The sequence below is a fragment of the Variovorax sp. OK605 genome (genome assembly GCF_900115445.1).
GTDB lineage: Bacteria > Pseudomonadota > Gammaproteobacteria > Burkholderiales > Burkholderiaceae_C > Variovorax.
Window position 1 is genome coordinate 20,191 of sequence record NZ_FOWL01000032.1, and the last position, 15,805, is coordinate 35,995.

12 protein-coding genes and 2 pseudogenes are annotated in these 15,805 nt (G+C 57.0%); 5 read left to right on the plus strand and 9 right to left on the minus strand.

The features are described from left to right. The first annotated feature begins 19 nt into the window (after window positions 1-19). Window positions 20-1,423, plus strand: a complete 1,404-nt coding sequence (locus tag BM013_RS39460; protein WP_093136057.1) for a TolC family protein — start codon at window positions 20-22, stop codon at window positions 1,421-1,423. Between the two features lie 486 nt (window positions 1,424-1,909). On the opposite strand, the gene BM013_RS39465 is transcribed toward BM013_RS39460, so the two are convergent. The 6 genes from BM013_RS39465 to BM013_RS39485 all read right to left on the minus strand — a co-directional run bounded on the left by BM013_RS39465 (window position 1,910) and on the right by BM013_RS39485 (window position 7,432). Further along, a complete protein-coding gene (locus tag BM013_RS39465; RefSeq protein WP_093136060.1) occupies window positions 1,910-3,073 on the minus strand; it encodes a phospholipase effector Tle1 domain-containing protein in 1,164 nt (387 codons plus the stop codon). Between the two features lie 512 nt (window positions 3,074-3,585). Next, entirely contained in the window at window positions 3,586-4,860 is a 1,275-nt protein-coding gene (locus BM013_RS41050) for a hypothetical protein (RefSeq protein ID WP_143098505.1), read from the minus strand. Window positions 4,861-4,904: 44 nt separating this feature from the next. Further along, window positions 4,905-5,420: a GNAT family N-acetyltransferase gene (locus BM013_RS39470; protein ID WP_143098506.1), complete on the minus strand. Its 516-nt coding sequence runs from the start codon at window positions 5,418-5,420 to the stop codon at window positions 4,905-4,907. A 3-nt stretch (window positions 5,421-5,423) separates the two neighbouring features. Beyond that, on the minus strand, window positions 5,424-5,786 hold the full coding sequence (locus BM013_RS39475; protein WP_256221894.1) for an ASCH domain-containing protein: 363 nt from the start codon (window positions 5,784-5,786) through the stop codon (window positions 5,424-5,426). Between the two features lie 22 nt (window positions 5,787-5,808). Then, window positions 5,809-6,861 (minus strand): N-acetyltransferase, encoded by a 1,053-nt coding sequence (locus BM013_RS39480; RefSeq protein ID WP_093136069.1) that lies wholly within the window; start codon window positions 6,859-6,861, stop codon window positions 5,809-5,811. A 10-nt stretch (window positions 6,862-6,871) separates the two neighbouring features. Beyond that, window positions 6,872-7,432: an ATP-binding protein gene (locus tag BM013_RS39485; protein ID WP_093136072.1), complete on the minus strand. Its 561-nt coding sequence runs from the start codon at window positions 7,430-7,432 to the stop codon at window positions 6,872-6,874. Between the two features lie 907 nt (window positions 7,433-8,339). Between BM013_RS39485 and BM013_RS39495 the strand changes: the two genes are divergently transcribed. Next, the gene (locus BM013_RS39495; protein ID WP_093136074.1) at window positions 8,340-9,416 is read left to right on the plus strand and encodes a DUF3800 domain-containing protein; all 1,077 of its coding nucleotides are present in this window, start codon (window positions 8,340-8,342) and stop codon (window positions 9,414-9,416) included. Between the two features lie 79 nt (window positions 9,417-9,495). Here BM013_RS39495 and BM013_RS39500 read toward each other — a convergent pair. After that, a pseudogene (locus BM013_RS39500) lies at window positions 9,496-10,584 on the minus strand (IS630 family transposase). Window positions 10,585-10,886: 302 nt separating this feature from the next. Here BM013_RS39500 and BM013_RS39505 point away from each other — a divergent pair. Further along, window positions 10,887-11,375 (plus strand): hypothetical protein, encoded by a 489-nt coding sequence (locus tag BM013_RS39505; protein WP_093136077.1) that lies wholly within the window; start codon window positions 10,887-10,889, stop codon window positions 11,373-11,375. Between the two features lie 481 nt (window positions 11,376-11,856). Here the strand turns inward: BM013_RS39505 and BM013_RS39510 are convergent, their stop codons facing one another. Further along, a complete protein-coding gene (locus BM013_RS39510) occupies window positions 11,857-12,297 on the minus strand; it encodes a helix-turn-helix domain-containing protein (RefSeq protein ID WP_093136080.1) in 441 nt (146 codons plus the stop codon). A gap of 155 nt (window positions 12,298-12,452) precedes the next feature. Between BM013_RS39510 and BM013_RS39515 the strand changes: the two genes are divergently transcribed. Beyond that, window positions 12,453-14,558 (plus strand): SIR2 family protein, encoded by a 2,106-nt coding sequence (locus BM013_RS39515; RefSeq protein ID WP_093136083.1) that lies wholly within the window; start codon window positions 12,453-12,455, stop codon window positions 14,556-14,558. 271 nt (window positions 14,559-14,829) lie between these two features. Here the strand turns inward: BM013_RS39515 and BM013_RS41055 are convergent, their stop codons facing one another. After that, the gene (locus BM013_RS41055; RefSeq protein ID WP_143098507.1) at window positions 14,830-15,369 is read right to left on the minus strand and encodes a hypothetical protein; all 540 of its coding nucleotides are present in this window, start codon (window positions 15,367-15,369) and stop codon (window positions 14,830-14,832) included. Between the two features lie 170 nt (window positions 15,370-15,539). Here BM013_RS41055 and BM013_RS42070 point away from each other — a divergent pair. Continuing rightward, window positions 15,540-15,805 (plus strand): annotated as a pseudogene (locus tag BM013_RS42070) (hypothetical protein); the annotation flags it as partial.

The window sequence follows — 15,805 nt, forward strand, 5'->3', positions numbered from 1 at the left end:
GGCGCTCTGTTGGGGGGGAATGGCCAACGCCAATGCGTTCGATCTGGACGGTGTCCTGCGCGCCGATGTCTTGCGTGATCCTTTGCAGGCCACGCCGCCTGTGCTGCAAGACGGTGCGGTGCTCCCTGGCGATGCAGTGCCGTTCTCCTGTGCTGTGTCCCCGGAGATTCCGGCGCAGCTATCGCTGGAGGCTGCAATCGATCTGGCGATGTGCAGCAACCCCCAGGTGCGCGCGGCTTGGGCGGCGATCAAGGTTCAATCGGGCGCGGTCGGCGAAGCAAAGGCGGCCTATCTGCCGACCTTGACGGGTTCGGTGAGCCGGTTGGACGACAAGACCTGGTTTCCTGATAGCACGAACGCCGCGACGCGCACAGCAGGCAATACCGTCTACGCGACGCTCACTTGGCGCCTGCTGGATCTTGGCGGGCGCGCGGCGAATCTGAGCGCGGCGAAGAGCTTGTTGAAAGCCGCTTCAGCCACCCACGATGCGACGCTGCAGAAAACCCTGACCGCAGTGATTCAAGCCTACTTCGATGTGCAGACGGCGCAAGTGACGCTGGCGGCCAAACAGGAAGCGGTGTCGATTGCCACGGGCACCTTGCAGACGGCCCGTCGGCGGGAGGCTCGAGGCGCAGGATCGAACGGGGACACGCTGCAGGCCGAGACGACCCTGGCACGCGCAGCTCTCGACATGAGCCGCGCCGAAGGCGATCTGAACAAGACGAAGGCAGTCATGATCTATGCGATCGGCGCACCGCCCGTTGCGACGGTGAACCTGGTTCCGCTTGGACCACCGAAGACCGAGGAATCGACGTCATCTCTCGCAGACTGGATGGCACTGGCACAGCAACGCCATCCGGCGATCGAGGCTGCGCGAGCTCAGATTGATGCCGCCCAGGCGCGTGCCGATGTTGCGCGTTCGGAAGGGCTGCCATCGCTCGACATTTCGGCTTCGTTCTACCAAAACGGGCGCCCTGGCCAAGGCCTGAGCACGGTGCAAACACGGGAGCGTTTGGTGGGCGTGACTCTGAACCTGCCGATTTTTGAAGGCTTCGCACGCAACTACAAGATTCGAGGCGCGGATGCGCTGATCGAGCAGCGTGCCGCCGAGCTGCAGGATGTGGAGCATCGCGTGGCCATGGAAGTGGTTCAGGCGTACTCGGATGCCGCAGCCGCGCTCAGAAACCTGGAGGCTTCGGACCGCTTGCTGCGAACTGCGCAGTCTTCCTTGGCAAGCTCACAGCGCAAGTATGAGAAAGGGGCGGCCGATGTCTTGGAGATTCTCAGCACTCAGAAGGCGTTGGCTGATGCGCAGCTGGAGCGCGTTCGTTGCGTTTCGGAATGGCGCTCGGCAAGCTTGCGAGTGATTTCTGCGGCGGGGCAACTCGGGGTGACGAGGGTGAGGGACTCGAACGCAAATTAGCTGTCATGTGCTCTCGAACAGCTATGCGAAAGTGCGATGCCACAGCAAGAGTGGAGTGACGAGCTTCGAACCTGCACGCACCATAGCCGCTCGAGATTCGCATCCAACGGCCGCATTTTGAGGTATGCATGTTGGCGCCAATGCCGGATTGAGCCACTTCGCGGCCATGTGCCGACTACCATGTGAGCTAGGCATATCGCCCCGAAGGCCGCATCTGTAGTTGATTTCCTGTTCGTACGGGTGGCGCAGTCAAACGTTGGTGCGGTGGCTCAGATTGACATCGGCGCAAACACCCCAGCCGAAGCTGGACTGCGCGCAAGTTCCTGGTCCCTCTGTAGATCGGCGTTACCTTCGTCCGCCGAATGGAAGGGGCTCTTTAGTCTGTAGGGGCAATGCCGAGTTCGACTACCAGTGATCAAGAACGCAGGCGTATTGGCCCGTACCCAAATGTGGGGACTTAAGGATGTCGCCCGACGGCAATGCGCGCTAGAGAAGATTTTCTAGGTTCGCGGGCAGGTATTTCTCCGGCGGCAACAGCGGATCGGGCTTCACGCCCGGCGCGTCCATTCGCGCCCTGACGGCACCGTTCAGAACAACGTGGGTGCGACGGTAGGACCTGACAGCGGTCGGCAATCGTGTGTAGACGCCATGCGTCCAGGGTTGGTGAGCGATGCCGAGCGGATCTGGTCGGAACTCAGGCGGCATCAGGGGCGCAAAGTCGACGGCCGAGGATTCCGCGAAACGGTCGATCATCCACCCCAGTGCCACGTCGGAAAGACCGCGTTCGGCGTAGCCCCCACCGATGTCGGCGTGCGCGCCGGGAAACACCTCCTGACGCACCCGCGGATCAGGATCCCAGAGCGTGGACGGAAAGTCGCGACGGCGCTCGTCGGCGGAGACAGCATGGAAGGCATGTTGGATCCGCGGGTTGAGTGCGGTGCTGGCGAACGCGTATCCGTCCATCTTTTCGTTGGTGGTGCGCTCGTACTGCGGAATTCCCATGGACCCGACCGTGTCCCACACACCGATGGCATACACCTCGGCAGGCACTAGGTCACCAGATTTGAGCCCCTTTCCTGAAGCCTGCACAAACAGCCTGTGTGCCCTCATCGATGCCGTCGGAAGAGGTGCCATCGGATACTTGTCAGCCAGAGATTGCCGGTACTCGATCCAGGCGGCAGCCGAATAACTGAGCGTCTTGTGATCCTCGGCCAGCTCGGGCTTTAGAAGGCCAATGGTCCCGATCATGTCGGCGAGCGCTCTTGCTGTGTAGGCACCTCGACTGAAGCCCGTGATCAGGATTTGATCGCCCGGTGTGTAGTTTCTCGAGATGAACACGTATCCCAGACGCAGCCTGGTTGTCAGCCCGCCACCAAAGCCGCCGCCGATCATCTGCATGTAAGGAAGTGCGCGATTGGCACCGACGCCGTGCGTGTACATGGCGACCTGGCGAACGGTTCCATCGGCGTTGGTGGCGACCTTCTGCAGACGCTTTAAACCCCACGCGCCGTCTGGCGCCTGCGCGGCGCCGGTCAAATGGTCAAATAGTCGGTAGACGTTCGAATTCCTCGAACTGTCTTTCTCTTTGGCATCGCTGTCACCCGGGCCGTTCCACGTGCCATCTGCACAATAGACAATCACTTTGTTCATTTGGCATGTTTCCAGGGCAATGGATTGAACGCCGTCCGGGGGCAAGCGGCGCCGATAATCGTCCCCTTTCTGCGGGCAAGAGTCATCCCATGAAGTTGTTAGGCTGAAGGACCAGCAGGGCAGTGCCCTCACGTTGTGAAGGCCGCCTCACACGCATGGCGCGAGCTAATCGAGGCTATGACTTACCCGCCCCGCAAGGCTGTGAGTTCGATGACAGCCCGCGAACGACCGCAAATCGCGGTGTACCTGCCCTGTCACAGGCAACGGTGACTGGCAGGATGAGGCTCTTCGTGGCGATCGGTCCGTCACCTACCCATGGTCGCGGAAGTTTTGGATGGGCTTGTAAGCGCAACTGAGATAGCGGTTGCGCTTTACTGAGTGAGTGCCCAATCGGCAATCCTAGCCCCGTTTGTATTAGGTCAAATGCACTCGATTGCAATTGATCTTCTGAAAATAAAGGCGAGTGATTTAAGGTAATTGCGCCACGGGTGGGGCCTTTTTTAAATCAGACCTCAATGCTTGTTGTTGCCAAAGTACCGCCGCACGTTACCCCAAGACCACGGCAGGATGACCAAAATTGCTGCTGCAAGGAGTGCAATCAGTAAAAACAAGGTGAAAGACTGCTCGCGCAGATGGGCCAGATAGCCCGAATCAACTGGCTTTAGTGCGTCCCAAAACCCATTGCCCATCATTCCGAATACAAGGCCCAGTATTACAAAGCGGATGGACTTGGCAATATTCGAATCATTGGAGCTGAAGCGGCCCAGTACCACTAAATCCTTGACCGCCTGCCCAATGGAAGATGATTCACCCGGTTTCAATGCCGCCGTCCACTGGTAGCCTAGATATTGCTTCATGGCCTCCGCTTTCCGCTCGCTGGGCTTTGTCTGGAGGTAGTCGTTCCAAATTTTCTCGTCAACCAGGGAACGGCAGCCCACGAAATTTTGACTCTCGAAATCGCAGATTTGTGTCCGATCAATTGTTAAGAAGAAATGAATCTTCTTGAATTTCGGGAATCTGAAAGAATGATGACCAGCCAAAATCTCGTCAGGAATTCCACGGCGAACATTGATCCGAAAATCAATAACACGGGTTGTCGTGCTTGAACTCAGCAAGTTGCGATCGGCAAGTGCGAAACTAGAGGAGTAAACGCTTTGTGGAACTTTGTCGATTCTGAAGCGGAGATAAAGCGGGTCTGGTAAATCCGGGACGAGCGTGCCGGGAGCCGGCAGATCAATTCGCAGTTGAGACGAAAAAACCCCTTGACCCAGCGCGATACGATCTACCTGATAGGACCTTCCTGGTAGCCGCAGCAATATGAAGCCCTGTGGCTTGGCGCCCGCGGTTTCAACCGTATGCGCTATATCAATTGGTCGAAAGGTAATATTCGCAAAGTACTGATCAGCGCTGCCGTTGTACTGCACGATCTCATTAAAAATGGCGGCGACCGTTTTTTCGCTGTTGAGACGAGAGCCTAAATCTTCTATATGCTCCCTCTGAACGTCCCACGGCAAGTCGACAATCACCGCCGCGACCGATTGCCAGTCCCGGATCATGATGCCGAGGTCAAGCACCGACGGATTGCGAACCTCCCACAGGTTAACGTGCAGTTGGTCTGGAATGGGGGTAGCGCGAGACTCGTTTCCAGGTGTTGGCTGCGAAGGATTCGCTGTCGCCGTAGATGCAACGGTCGTGTCGAGAGGCGAAGTCGAGACCTGGCTGATCGGCTGACGAGGTGCTAGACCGGCCGTGCTTGCCGTGTCGGACTTTGAATCGGGACTGCGCATGGCATACCGGACCAAGATCCCGGAAAAAGGATGCTCCATGTAAGTCAAGCAGCCGCAGAAAATAACGGCTTGTCCATCCTGCTCGGATAAAGAAGGCCATTGAAACTGTGCTCGGCTACTCCCCTGCGATAGAACCCATCGTAACGAGATCCGGTGCGAAATCCGAAGTGATCGAACACACGCTGAAAGTGTGGCAATTGCTCTTCGCAGACAGAGAGCAGAGGGTAGTCGGTTTGGAGCATTTCGAATGAATCCTCGAAAAGCCGTAACCCGAGGCCCGAGCCACTGAAGTCAGGCAGTACACGCAAGCAGCAAAGCTTGCGTTCCTCAAGGTCGTGCTTGAGCACGGCGATGCCTGCCAACTGGGTGCCCACATGCCGCATCAACAGCGTCCGCTTGCCCGTCGCTAAGCCAGGCTCAACTTTATGGCTGAACCAATTGTCAAATTCTGGATAAAACTCAGACAGATGCCGCAGCCGCTCTCGAGCCAATGACACGGCCTGGTCATAGGCATAAGGATCCCGTCGCCACAGTGAGTGATCAACAACTGTTGAGCGCATGGCTTATAGCGGCAGTGCAAGCTGTTGATCAGGGCTGCTCGGCAGATAGCGAAATGACTGAGGCGCTGTTATGCCGACTCCAAGCTCTGAAAGCCCGATCGGTGTTTCATACTTTCGCACGCTCTCAACCTCAATGGCCACCGCGACATCTCGATCGCGGTAGTACTCGTCGAAGAAGCGCTTATTGATACCCGCATGCACCTTGGCCATCTTCCAGATTGCACTTGGTTTATCGACATGGATCTGGCTCACTCTGAATTCGCCCACAACCTTGCCGATTGGCATGGTCGCATACATGAGTACGCATTCGACACGCTGGGAGGAAAACCCAGCCTTACGAAATTCAAATTTCTTGGAGCCATCCAAGATCTTGTTTGCGTACTCGGGCTTAATGGACAAAATAACGTTCATCGACTTCCCCGAGATCTACGATTTTTTCGAATTGCTCATCAGTAAGACGAAAAAAGTCCCAGCGACGCAATTCAGATACTCCTACTTCCTTGATCAGGCGATCGCGGATTAGGCGCTTTGATAACGCAATATTGTAGGTGAATCTGATGACGACGTGACGTTTTTTTGTAGCGTAAAGTATTTGTAGCTTGGATTTTTCATACACGCTGTACGGCTGCACATACTTCAGGAATGCCGTCTCAGTGCCAAAGCTGCTGATTTTTCTAACTTCTTCCACAACGCCAATGGAAGTTGCAACCGAGCGATAACGAGCCAAACTTTTTTTATCATTCGTTCGATACATCACCAACATATCGCCTTGGACAAGTTTTCCAGTTGCGGAGATGCCCGAGATATAAATCTTGTGAATGCTGTTGGCGTGTGAGACATCTTTAACAACATCGTAACTTTCGCCATAAAGCTTTGAGTCCGGTAAAAATTTCGTATGAAATTCAGGGTAAATAGCCAGCAAAAAGGGGCGCGCCACGGAGCGAGAAATCATTGGGTAATTCTCGAGTGGATTTTTATGCCATTTCAAGAAATCTTTGACCAACACCAATTCTTCGCCTAGTGTGCTTTGTTTAATTCCGTAATCTTTAAAGCCATACGTGTGCAGGAGATCTATGAGATATTGGTGCTTGGGGAATACGGTGACATAAATGTCGACGGCACCTTCGGCGATTGCGTTGTCAAATATTTTTTTGACAAAGCGCTGGCCGAGCTTGGTGCCATGACTATTGATCTTTAGCGTTCCCACTTTCAGATGTCGTGCATGGGGTAAGGGCGGGTCGATGTTGGCGACCGACTCCTCCTCAATTTTTAGATACACGAAGCCTTGGAGACCGCCTTGCCTGATTACATAAGCCGATGCCCCCGCATCTGCCTTGGCCTTGAACCACGCTTCAAACTCCGGATAGTCCTCTTTAAGCGTGTCAAAGAATACGTCTGTCAAATCGATATTTGTGAACTTCTCGAAAGTCAGGTTCTTCATGGCCGTGCTGTCAGGAGCCAGTGGGGACTACATCGGTCGAACCGTAGCCCGCTAGGAAGTCTGTGAGGGTTACTCGGTCCTCCAGGCTCACTTCGCATAAAGGAATTCCCAATGCGAGCGCCACCCGCCGAGCGGCAGCTTGTTCCCGATTCTGATGATCGGCAATGGCTTGCTCAGCAGGCGCGCGCCCGTCGCGGCCGAGCAAGCGATCGCGAATGAGTGCCGGCTTGTCGCTGATGCAGACCAAACCAGCCGAGCCCAAGGCCGCGAACGTCCGCAGTGGGACGTCTTCAATCTCTCCGCGCGTGTTAAGCAGAGTGAAATGCCCGTCCAAAAGGATCGTTCCTTGCACGTTCATCGCTGCTCGGCGAAACCCCAGAACAACCAGATCCTGGTTCCCCTCGATATCGCGCACTGCCTTGCTGTCGCCTTGGATGGCACTGGCCTTCTCGGCTCTAATCAGGTCGCTCGCAGTCCAATGAATGAAGTGCAGCGCCGTTGCTAAGCTAGCAAAAAGCGAGGTCTTCCCAACCCCGTGCACTCCGCCCCCAAACACTGTTGTAGTCAGCAATTTGCGTTCCCCCTATACGTTGTGGTCATGAGACGACTCGTAAGTCACTGTAGCAAACGGTAAACGAATCGTCGAGAGCAGGTTCGGTCGCTGAGGCTTTCTGCTGAAGGACGGCAGGCTGGTCCAGCCTGGTTTGACACGTTGAGACCTCAATCGATCCCGCCTTGCCAATCGCCAGCTTGCGGTCGTGTCTGGTCGCGTTTCTCAGGCGCCTGAGCCGCCACAACTATTTATCAGCCGATCATTGGGTCGATGTTCCCTTCTCGGTTGATCCAGCGACCACGTTGCTATCAGCTTCACGATGCCGGAGCCGGATTCCATCGCGTGGCCCCCAGAGTTCCCCTGTCAGAGCATGTCGCCTGCATCAGATTCGCCTTGCCGAACCTTGTTGTCGTGTCGGATGATCTCAGCCTTGTTCCGATTCACAAAGGTGAATCCTCTTCACTATTCAAAAACCGTTACCGCAGCCTGCTGGGTACGCCAGTTGGCTCGACTACGCAGTCGAAGGGTTCAGCACCCTTCAGGCCTGGCTCGAAAGCCTCTGGGAAACTTGGGTCGATGGCACTGCAGTCGAACTGGATCGAGAAGAAATCCGCGAATCTGCGCGCATGGAACTGCGCGCCTTGCGCAAGGCGGCCGCAGCCGGCCGTTCATAGAATTTGAAGATCACACTGCCGCTTCAATATCAACGGAGGAAAAAATGTCCCAGACCAGAAGATGTCGCACCAAGGAATATGGCATGCCAGTTGAAGGCGAATTTCACCATGGGGAGCTGCTTTGGCCTATGACGAGAGCAACAATGCCATTCCAAAAACGGTCGCGATCATCGAAAAAGACAATGGTCCAAGTCACTGAAGTGGAGGCATCTACGGTTTGATTCTTGGACGTTTGAATCTGCCCACTGCTCATGCTCACCATCTTTTGCGACGAAGCTGGTAACTCTGGTGCTCACCTTCTAGATCCACAGCAGCCGTTCTTCGTGCTCGCCTCGAACGATTTCTCCACGCACGAGGCGTTGGGCTTGCTTGAGCATGTGCGCTCGGCACAGGGCGCGGAGCCCAAGTTCACGACGTTGCGCAAGTCCGATGCCGGCATCGCCAAGCTCGCACGCTTTATGTCAGACCCGCTGTTGACCAAAGACCGTGTGGCAGTCTACGTTTTCCACAAGCCTTACATGGTGGTCACAAAGCTCGTGGACATTGTTGTGGAGACTCTTTATCACCAGCAGGGCGGGGATCTGTACGCCGATGGCCAGAACCAAGCCCTCTCAAACATGCTGTACCACTGCCTCCCCGAGTTCTGCGGCGAGGAGAACAGCGATAGATTTCTGCATGCTTTCGTCGACCTTGTCCGCGGCCGCGGAGAAAAGGAACGCTTGGCCTTCTATGCTGCCGCTCGGCAACTGGTCGAAACCTGTAGCGAGGAAAAATTCAAGGACTATCTGGAGCCCTTTGCGGCGCCAGAGTTGTTCCATCGCTGGTTTAACGACCAGATCGACAAGCTCGCACTAGATCCCGCGATTCCAGCGCTGTTTGCCCACATAGCCGAGTGGGGCCGTCGTACCAGCGCCCGCTTCGATGTGGTTCACGACGACTCCAAACCTATCATCGCATCGCAGTCGACCTTCAAAGCGATGATGGCCCTGGTAAATCAGCAGTCGCAGGAGATCGGCTATGACCGACGCAAGTTCGGGTTCCCCCTACGCGCGCAATCACTCACGCAGGCCGATTCGAGGCTGCATCCCCAGTTGCAGGTTGCCGATTTGTGCGCAGGCCTCATCAATCACCTAGTGAAGTGCCGAGAGGCCGCGGCTTTCGACAGTCTTGCCGATAGGATCTTGGAATTCGATGTCCCCAGATGGGTCTTCGATGGGATCATGCCCTCTCTGTCTATTACGCCGCAAGAACTCGGAACAGCAGAACGCGGCGGCATTAACCCGGTGGAGGGCATGTTGGATCACTTGACCCGTTCGTGTTTGTCCTGAGGAGGCCGTGGTCATCTGAGAACGGTGGATCGCGCAACGTTGTACTTTGCGTTTCCGATTCGCGCAGAAGACGGCCATCCTAGTGTCCTGTCGCAGAAATACGTTTCGCGATGCGCCCGATCTTCTGCTGAATTGAGTCAGCCGTAGCCACCCATTTGAAGGGGGTCGTGTCGACGTTGTGGCGCTGAACGAATAGCTCGATTTGTTGCTTGAGCTCGCGCACGCTCGTGAAGGAGTTGCGCCGAATGGCGCGCTCGGTGATGAGCGGGAACCAGCGCTCGACTTGGTTGATCCATGAGCTGTAGGTTGGCGTGAAGTGCATCTGCACACGCGGGTGGCGTGCCAGCCAGGCCTTGACCTTGGCGTGCTTGTGGGTGGTGTAGTTGTCCACGATCAGATGCAGATCCAACTCGGGCGGGGTTTGTTCGTCGATCTGGCGCAGGAAGTCCAGAAACTCTTGATGCCGGTGGTGCGCGCGAACTCTGGAGATGACCTGTCCATTGGCGACATCGAGCGCGGCAAACAACGTCGTGGTGCCGTGGCGAACGTAGCCGTGGGTGATGCCCTCGACATAGCCAAAGCCCATCGGCAGCACCGGCTGCGTGCGCTCCAGCGCCTGGATCTGGCTTTTCTCGTCCACGCACAGCACGAGGGCGTGATCGGGCGGATTGAGGTACAGCCCCGTGATGTCGCGCACCTTCTCCACGAAGGCGGGGTCGTTCGACAATTTGAAGCTGCGTGAACGATGCGGTGCGAAGCTGGCCGCGCGGACCAGGCGGTGCGCCATGTCCTTGCTGATGTTGGCTTCGGTCGCGAAGCTGCGCACGCTCCATTGCGTTTGCTTGACCGGGCGGGTTTGCAACGCCTGATTCAACAAGTCCGCCACGCGCTGATCGTCTAGAGAGCGCGGTCGACCGGGACGCGGTTCGTTGCGCAATCCGGCCAATCCGTCCTCCACATACCTGGCGCGTCACTTGCGGATCGTCGGTTGCGACACCCCAAGCTCCTGGGCGATCGTCGTGGGGGCAAATCCATCAGCCGTCAGCATCACGATGCGAGCCCGCTGTGCCACGGCCTGCGCAGTACGTCTGGAGCGCGCCACCTGCTCCAGTTCAGCACGCTCGTCCTTGGTGAGTTCGATCTCCGCGTCTGCACGCATCTGGCGCATGTTGCCCTCCGGTCATCAATGTACCGGAAGACCACGCAAGAATCGTGCAGCGTATTTTTGCGACAGGACACTAGGTTCGATTCAAGGCACGGTTTGACGTCATATAGTCGGCCGCCGCTTGTGCGGCGAGGAGGCTACGTGTGACCTTGTTCGGAAGATTCAGAAGAGCTAGGGGTTGGCAGCCCGTTTCAATACTCATTGGCCTTGTCTTGGTGGGAATCGCTTTGACCTTCGTGGTGCTCGCGAGTCGATTCCCGGAGCCCGTCCAGATGGTGTGGCCGGTACCAGAAGACGGAAGGTCGATGTCATGGAAGGACGTTATCGACGCGACCAACGCTTATCGAGTCGGCCGGTCGGCGCAATGGGGACAGCTTGGTGACATGTTGGGGGGCATCCTCAACCCCATCCTCGCATTCATGTCCACCATCGGCCTGATCTTCACCGTCCTTGTTTCCGTGGATCAATTGAACACTGCGCGCCAAGCGACGGTGATAGAACACAGACGTGCTCGAAGAGACGCGCGGCGGTCAGAGGAAGCGGCGCTCGCGAGCAACTCGCTCAGTGCACTCACAGCACTTCTGGAGCATGCGCGATCGGAGACTGCGCATGCCCGGAGCCAGCAGGTTGGGCTGCAGAGAATTAACGAGCTGGAAGATGTCGAGCGCGAGCTCGCCGATCTTCTCGAGCGCTCATTCGTGCATGTGCGCACCAAACTGTACGGGGAGCCGTACCTGCCTGATCGGATGGCGGATAGGCAGAAGCAGCGCGACTATGACGACGCGATGCGCTAAGCGTCGGAGCTCGGCCCTCGAGTCGCGACATTGCTTGGGTAGTTGCATCTTCACGTGGAATTCACAGGTGCCGAGTTCAACAACAAGGTTGCAATGATGGGGACGGAAATCACCTTCACACGAAGCTGGGCACTGCTCTTGGGCGCGTTTCGGCCCGATGGAGGGTCTTCGAAGGTTCGGCAGAGCCTTGCTAGTTCGCGCCTCAAAAAGATCATATAAATCAATGGCCTACACGCTTTTGGTCTAGATTACGCGTAACTGTGATCGATTTTGCGTGCAACTCTGACCGGATTCAGAAGTCGCTCACACTGCCTCTCGACAGTGGTTCGGCGCTGGTAGAGGCCAGGGATGGGAGAACTCGCAAACACGGGCCCTCAATCCCGATTCGCATTTAGCGGCAGCAAATCTGGGCCCATTCGCGTTTTTCGACGTTGCTTACACGAGCGTCGCAGTCCGGACGTGGCCGCGGTGTAGCGCCACGCTATTGCGCGCTCAGGCGCTCCGAGATTTCACGTGCGCCGAGACCTCGTACCTTCGCAAGGCTTTCGAGCTGCGCCGCTCGTGGACGTGCCTTACCTTGCTCCCAGTGGTAGATCGTCTGACCGGAAACTCCAACCAGCTGGCCGTAGCTCGCTGCAGAGAGACCGAGCTTTGAACGGTGCGTCGCCAACCTCGTCGCGCTGAACCGGCGCTTCGTGCCGGTTATTTCTTCTTCCGCTGCATCTGCTGCTGCAACAGCACGCGTCGCGCCCTTGGCAGCACGACGCAACTCTTTCTCGAGGGCACTCAGCTGGCGGCGCAGTTCAGCGATCGAGGCGCGATGCGCGGCCGATGCTTTCTTGAGCGTTTCGATCTCGGTTCGCACTTCCTTGCGAGCGACCCGGGAGATTTCATTTTTGAGAATGGAGGCGATATTTGGCATGCGCGCATTTTGCCGTTTTGTTGCCATTCTCTTGCACCGAATTCTTGGGACGAAAACCAGCGCTGCCATGCGCCTTCGACATCAATCCTCGACCATTCGGAGGGCCCTGCTCAGCGGGTTCGACCCATAGAATTCTCGAAAAGGCGACACAGGACATGAGCGTGAACAAACCACAGTTGAGCTTCCACGGCTACGAGGTTCTCGTCGAAAGAGTGGTCCATGCCCCCAGGGAAATCATTTTCTTCCTTGGATCGGCGCTATCGCTACCTGAGAAGAAGGGGGAGCCCGGTGTTCCGGGCGTCGGTGGCGTTCTGGAATATGTCGAGGCGAAGCTCGCTGACTCTCCAGATGCGTTTGCGCCGGTTCGAGGGCTGCAGGATGTTGGCGAAGCCTATCAAAAGGCGTTTGCTCAACTGCAGGCGTTTCGAGGGCAGGATGCGGCGAATGAAGTGATTCGACGCGTGGTGCTTCAGGCTCGCAAAGCAAGTTCGAAGACGCCCGGCGAGATGGAAGCGCTGAACTCGAGCGATCCCGAAGTCTGCAGGAAATTGGACGAGGATATTGCCGGGTGGCATCTGCGACCGTCGCTCGTCGCCCTGGGCAAGTTGCTTGTGAATCACTCGGGGCGTCTCGGAAAGACGGTGCTGACAACCAATTTCGATCCGCTCGTCCAAGTTGCTGTCCGAGCTGCTCGCGGGACCTATCTGCGTACGATGCTGCACGATGATGGGACGCTCAACCAGTCGGAGGGGCCAGGGGTCCAGATCGTGCATCTCCACGGGTACTGGCACAGCAAAGATACGCTGCACGTACCGACACAGATCAATCGTCCGCGCGAAAAGTTGAAGCGCTCGCTCGAACGGCTACTGCAAAACAGAACGCTGATTGTCATGGGATGCGGTGGTTGGGACGATGTATTCATGTCCTGCCTGTCTGACCTTGTCAGCGATTCTGAATTGAACCCTGATGTCGTTTGGACCTTCCATGAATCGGACAGCCAACAAATCGTCCAAAAGTATCAGCACGTATTCACGAAGCTTGCGCCAGGAGTAGGGAGGGGACGCGTTCAGTTTTATGCCGACGTCGACCTGCATCGGTTCTTCCCGCAGCTTCTGGAAAACCTCCAAAGCGTATCCGGCGCGGATGACCAGCGACACATCAACGAGCTGTTGGAGAAACTGGGGGCGTTGGCGCCTGAACTTCGTCACAAGATCCTCGCGCAGATCGACCCGTCATTGATCGAGAAAGTTGAGAGTCTCAAAGCCATACATGATCGACTTGAACAGGAACTTGTCGACACGCGACATCAATCGACGGAGCGCATAGCCGAACTTGAGGCGCAAGCGGCGCGTCTGGCGACAGAGCTCCAACAAGCGCAGATGGCGCTGACGTCGTCGCGGCTTGCATTGACCAGCGCGGCAATCAAGGATCTGTCGTTGACGTTGATTCGGACGCAAATGATGCCCAGGCAACCGGGGCACGTTCCATTTCACAATTCGCGCGAAGTTGCTCTGCGTGGCTATCACGCGGCGGCCGGCGGGAAAAATGTCACGCCTGCCTTGAGCCGGGTGACGTGGTCGAAGGTTCCTTATGAAGAGAACGGCCTGCATCGGGGGTACAAAGCTGCGCTCACGTTCGAGGGGCATGATTTTGTGCCGGGCGTGGTGTTCACGTACCGCCGTCGTGGTGAAGGTCTTCCCGCCGGGAACAGTGACTACTTCTGGAACCTTCCCAATATCTACTTTGGCGACTATCTGGAGGTCTCGACGAGCGACAGTGACCCGGAATCGCCGCTGGGTTGGCGAGGCCACGAGTTTCAGGTGAAGAATCCTGAAGGACGAGTATCCGGCTGGGTGGCCTTCAGCTATGCGTTTGACGACGGGCTTCTGGAAAGCATCAGTACTGAAGCGTATCGGCTCGGCGTCAGCTTGCTTGAAGCAGGCAATGCTTCGGAGGCGGTCGAGCCACTGCGCAAGGCCTATGTGTTTTCGGATCGCATGCTTGGCGCTGAGGCTCAGATGACTATAGACAGGAAGGCGGTTTTCAATCGCGCGATCGATGATGCTGCGCTGTCGAAGCTGCGGTTTCGCGTCGGCGATCGACTGAGGGTCGTGTCTGGTGAACAGGCAGGGATCTCGGGTGTTGTGGAGAGGCTGCTTCTACGACATCTGCATGCCTACGTGATCAGGTCAGCGGACGGAGGTCAACTGTTTCAGGCTTCAGATGAACAAGTGGACGGTGATCAGCCTCCTCCTGCTTGAATTGCGAGTTGGCGACTGCGACGGCTCAATCGCATGAGTCATGACTTCTTGGCCGAGCCTAACCAAAGTACTGTCCGTAGGAGGGGCGCGACCATTTTCGGGTTCACTGCTTACGTGCTCTATACCAGGACCTGACGATGACCGCTACGTGGTCGACAGCCGGCGCAGGCGGGAGTTCGACATCGGAGTTCGTGCCACCGCGATGAGGCAAATGATCGAAGCGCTCGTTGTTGGACAGATTCAGCTGGAGTTGGAGTGCACGAGGATTGGCTCATTGGCCGCCTTGGCTGGCCTTGGGCAGGGATGGCAAGACAAGCTCCAGGCCAGCATCCGGAACTGAGAGGCGCTCCGTCGTTGATGGAACCTTGATTCCTCTGAGCGTGAGGGGGTGGATAAGCCAGCGCCCGGCTGCTCGGAACTGTACGTCCACCCGCATCCTAGTCCCCGTAGCGTTACATTCGATCTCGCTCCAATCCTCTGTCTCATTCATCGCGGACGCGCGCAGTGCAAGCTGTTGCACTCGCGCACAGGTTTCTGCGGATGCAATCACCTCGGCAGAATCGCGAAAACGAATTCCGGCAGACGCTGCAAGCATGCGGGAGAATTCTCCGTTGATGATCGATCCAGCGGTCAAGACAGTCACGCAGAGAAGCAGCATGCCGATAAACACACGCCGCACCCCCTGTGTAAACAGGCGAGCGGAAAGTCCAGACACCGTGTAGACAAGTCCGAGAAAAATGAATGCGCTCAGCCTGTTCTTTGCGAATCCGGCTAGGAACATCAGGGATACGGCTCCGTTGTAAGCCGTCAATTAACCACGCCCTTGTTCAGGGAGCGATGAGCTGTGAGGCTACGTGCCCATGTATAGCAACATGGACACGTAGACATGACAGAGCAGGGCGCAAGAGTGACGGTCGCGGCGTCTACGACGAATCTGCCAAGAGGGAGTTGATCGTTGCCTGCCTCAAGCAAGGAGTGTCGGTGGCACGCATGGCGATGGAGCACGGTGTCAACACGAACCTGCTGAGGACGTGGATCGCGGCTTACCAGCGGCGAAGCGCCCAGGCGCCAGCGGGCGACATCGCGCGAATGCAAGATGCGGCATTCGTTGCCGTGCGCGTAGAGGGTGAACAAGATCAGCCTCAACGAGTGCCTCAGCGCGAGTGTGCGGTGGCTGTTCCCGCGGTGGCCCACACACCTGCTACGGCCGTGGCGGTGATCCCGGATGAGAGTTCCTTGGCGGCACC

Excerpts from the sequence above, each read along its gene's own strand:
- BM013_RS39460 (WP_093136057.1), top strand. The coding sequence starts at position 20 with ATGGCCAACGCCAATGCGTTCGATCTGGACGGTGTCCTGCGCGCCGAT.
- BM013_RS39465 (WP_093136060.1), bottom strand. The coding sequence starts at position 3,073 with ATGAACAAAGTGATTGTCTATTGTGCAGATGGCACGTGGAACGGCCCG.
- BM013_RS41050 (WP_143098505.1), bottom strand. The coding sequence starts at position 4,860 with ATGCGCAGTCCCGATTCAAAGTCCGACACGGCAAGCACGGCCGGTCTA.
- BM013_RS39470 (WP_143098506.1), bottom strand. The coding sequence starts at position 5,420 with ATGCGCTCAACAGTTGTTGATCACTCACTGTGGCGACGGGATCCTTAT.
- BM013_RS39480 (WP_093136069.1), bottom strand. The coding sequence starts at position 6,861 with ATGAAGAACCTGACTTTCGAGAAGTTCACAAATATCGATTTGACAGAC.
- BM013_RS39495 (WP_093136074.1), top strand. The coding sequence starts at position 8,340 with ATGCTCACCATCTTTTGCGACGAAGCTGGTAACTCTGGTGCTCACCTT.
- BM013_RS39505 (WP_093136077.1), top strand. The coding sequence starts at position 10,887 with ATGTCATGGAAGGACGTTATCGACGCGACCAACGCTTATCGAGTCGGC.
- BM013_RS39510 (WP_093136080.1), bottom strand. The coding sequence starts at position 12,297 with ATGCCAAATATCGCCTCCATTCTCAAAAATGAAATCTCCCGGGTCGCT.
- BM013_RS39515 (WP_093136083.1), top strand. The coding sequence starts at position 12,453 with ATGAGCGTGAACAAACCACAGTTGAGCTTCCACGGCTACGAGGTTCTC.